Genomic DNA, 3255 nt, shown 5'->3' with positions numbered 1-3255 from the left:
CAGTCTGCCTGTAGCAGACGCTCTAGCCGCGCAAGGGGTGCCGTTTGCCTTCATGACAGGCTATTCGAGCCACAAACTCGGACGATATAGCGACCACTTGGTGCTCACGAAACCCGTTCGAGAACAAGACTTGGAGGCCGCACTGTCGCAGATTTTGGCAACTAAGCCACCGCTTAGCGCGGAGTCGAAAGCGACCCCGCCCGGAAGTAACGCTAGTTCGGATCTCTCCGACCGTCTCAATCGCTGAGAAGCCTGAGCGCCTGTTCGAAATGTGCGACCTCCATCCCTTTCGAAAGGGGGACAGTCTGACCGAAGGTGGTGATTACCCCCGAGCCTACCCAAGCGGCCAAGCACATGAAATTACCTGGGGCACACAGGAAACGAGACCCATCCACGCGCCTCTGAGCGGCTACCGATGGATCATGCCCCGAGGGCGATCCGCTTGCGTCACGTCGAATGAGCCCGCAAACAGGCGAGTCCGCCCCATAATCCTCCAAGATCGCCAAGAGATGCAGACACGATCTCCGGCAGCGCGGGATTAACTCGTTTGACCCTCTCGAGGTGGACGTTGACCCGTTCTAGCGGAATGCCCGCCACTCCCATCATCGAGCCGCCGACCACGATCCTTTCAGGCGACCAATAAGCAATTGTATTGTGGAGCCCGACCGCGACGATTTCGGCCAAGTCCTCCCACACTGGGTGCTCCTTGCCCAAGCTCGCGGGCGGTGCGCCGAATCGCGCTTCAATGGCGCGACCCGAAACAAGTTCGCCCAGCGTGTTGGCGTTTGCGCCGCCTCCGAGAAGCTGCTCGCCAATTTCGAATCCGAACGCGGCCCGGTCGATCGCGCCCTCCACGATGCGAGCGCCGTTCACGCCGGTGGAGACTGTGACATAGGCGACGACGGCGGCGCCCTTGCCGGCCCCGACCGTCGCCTCGCCAAGCCCGACCAACGCCGTGTCGTTTTCCAGGATCACCTGCGTGCCCAGGGCGGCTTCGAGATCGTCGGCGAGAGCGGCCCCGTTCCACCGGGGGAGATTTAGCGCATTGACAATTTGCCGCTTGTCTTGTGACAGGACCCCCGGCGCTCCCACCGCCACGCCTCTGAGCTTGGCACCCGCAATCTTTTTCACGGCTTCGATGAGTGCGCGCAGCCCTTTCGAATAGTCGCGTGGGGTTTGAAAAATTTCGACAAAGGCCAGAGCGTCAGAATTGTCGGCGCGGCCAAAGCGCGTCCTGGTTCCGCCAATGTCGATCATTACGAACATGAGCCGCCGCTCGCGCCAACTAAATTTACGAGCGCTCTTTTGCCTCTCGCTCCTGGGTCGCACGTGCTTGCCATGCTGAAATGATAGTGTGGATCGGTTTCGCGACGAACAGAAAGTGAAGGCTTGTCTGCGCCCGCGGCCAAGGCCGCATTACGCTCTAAGCGATCCGTCGCGTCTCTTCACGCGACCCGGAAAAGATTTAGGCGCGAGCTCTGCCTCGATTTCCGATCGGTCGAGTGCCTTATTCTCCGCCTCCGTCGACCCAATACATCGTTGAGCCCGGATTCGACGCCGTCACCATCTCTCGCCCCCGCGTCGCGAGCGCATCGAGATTGATTACTGCCAAGGGGGCGACCCCGCCTTAATTGTTAACTAATTTCAAGCTGTAAATCGGCGTCAGCGAGTGACCCCTCTGGAACATGCGATTTCAGCTACTTGCCGTGCCGATCGGCGTCGAGACCCCACGCCGAATGACAGCGTACGCCGAGCAACACCATAGCGCCCGTGCCGTCCAAGCCGGCCAGGCTGCAGACATTTTTGCCAAGGTCGAACCCAAGAGCTGCGTTTTTCATGGTTCCGGTCCGCTCCTCGTGATTCGGCAAGTCCACTATGTCGAAGGGGGGCGAGCCATTCCATAAACCTTGGAGACGAGCCTGGATTCTGAATCGCGCCTTACCTTGCACGAGATGCTGGCGACCGCGCTTCAGCTTTGTGGATCGGTGAGCCGGGGAGTTTTTCTCCCACGGTAGGCGTTATTTTCCGAACTCGCTTTTACGTAAGTGCAAATGACCTTGAGTATCGTTTCCTTGGTTAAGGGGTGGCCGGCCCGATAGAGGCTAATCATGATCGCGTCAATTGGCTGCTCGAGGCGCCATCGCTTGATGATAAACATGGCTATTTGGGCCGACGTCATGCCATTCCCTGAGTTTCCGGCGAGGGCGCTCCCGAGAGGCGGCCATGGAAGCAGCCCGGGGGATTCCAGCGGCTCGTGCAAAACCGTACGGAGGCCAGCGCCATTTTAGTGGCGTGGTTTCCCACCTTTGGCGTCTTCTTTCCCTTCCGCCTGACCCTCGGATTCTTTGCCTTCCTCGATCAGTTGCTTCACGCGCTGCCCCCCTTTGTGGCCGAGCTCCGAATAGGCCCCCGGTCCGAGCTGCTCCTTCCGCGCCTCGCCTCCCATCTTGCCGAGTTCGGAATAGCCCTCGGGGCCGAGTTCCTCTTTGCGGATCTCGCCTCCTATTTTTCCCGCTTCCTGGATGGTCATCGCGCCCTTTTTCGTTTCGCTACTCTTATTCGAACCGGTTTCTTGGTTCCTGGCCATGGAATCCTCCCGCGACGCCCCCGGCTGTATTCTTTGCCGGCCGACGCTTTGTCGAAGATAACCATTCGCACAAAGCCCTGTTCCAAAAGCCCTTCCTCGCAGCTCGACCGCCAGCTCGATCGGCGGCGCTCAGCCCAGGCGTCCCAGCACGACCCCGCCGCAGACCGTTGGATAGCGGCGCGTTCAAGTCGTCCCCTGCCCAACTTGGTGGACCGTGAGCGCGCTCGGGCCTCGATCAGTAATAGAGAAACCCGTGGCTGCGTTCAACGCGGAGCGTTGGAGCAAGTCAGCAAGTTTGTGATGATTGCTGCCGCAGCGGCGGGCCTTCGCAACCAACTGTGCCGCCTCGGCGCAGGCGGCGATGCAACGATAGTCGCGCCCGTCGACGAGCCCTCTCTGAAGCCCCCCACACCACTCAAAACGGCCAGCAATTCCTGCGCCCGCGCCTTCGCGGCCTCCGCCTTCGCCTGGCTCATCACGCCGTCATAGGCGTCACGCAGACTTTTCGACAGGATTTGGGCAATCTCTGGCCTTGCCCGCGTTCGGCGTCTCCCATAGCCGAGCAATTATGCGACGAGCCTTTCTCTTTCAACAAGTCGCATTTTCTCGAATTCCATCGGACTGAGATATCCGAGAGTCGAATGAAGCCGCCGGCAGTTGTAGAACCG

3 protein-coding genes and 1 pseudogene are annotated in these 3255 nt (G+C 60.0%); 1 reads left to right on the top strand and 3 read right to left on the bottom strand.

The annotated features are described in order from the left end of the window. A pseudogene (locus tag ACR652_RS18130) lies at positions 1–247 on the top strand (hypothetical protein); the annotation flags it as partial. A 200-nt stretch (positions 248–447) separates the two neighbouring features. Here the strand turns inward: ACR652_RS18130 and ACR652_RS18125 are convergent. The 3 genes from ACR652_RS18125 to ACR652_RS18115 form a co-directional block, all read right to left on the bottom strand. Continuing rightward, positions 448–1266, bottom strand: coding sequence for an ROK family protein (locus tag ACR652_RS18125; protein WP_434507881.1), 819 nt, complete (start codon positions 1264–1266; stop codon positions 448–450). A gap of 1018 nt (positions 1267–2284) precedes the next feature. Further along, positions 2285–2587: a KGG domain-containing protein gene (locus tag ACR652_RS18120; protein ID WP_434507880.1), complete on the bottom strand. Its 303-nt coding sequence runs from the start codon at positions 2585–2587 to the stop codon at positions 2285–2287. A 566-nt stretch (positions 2588–3153) separates the two neighbouring features. After that, positions 3154–3255: IS3 family transposase (locus ACR652_RS18115; protein ID WP_434507882.1), on the bottom strand; the 102-nt coding region annotated here is incomplete at its 5' end.

Source organism: Methylocystis sp. (genome assembly GCF_051061225.1).
Classification (GTDB): domain Bacteria; phylum Pseudomonadota; class Alphaproteobacteria; order Rhizobiales; family Beijerinckiaceae; genus Methylocystis.
Note: the sequence above shows the minus strand (reverse complement) of the source record. Positions and strands in the feature narration are given on the sequence as shown.

Excerpts from the sequence above, each read along its gene's own strand:
- ACR652_RS18120 (WP_434507880.1), bottom strand. The coding sequence starts at position 2,587 with ATGGCCAGGAACCAAGAAACCGGTTCGAATAAGAGTAGCGAAACGAAA.
- ACR652_RS18125 (WP_434507881.1), bottom strand. The coding sequence starts at position 1,266 with ATGTTCGTAATGATCGACATTGGCGGAACCAGGACGCGCTTTGGCCGC.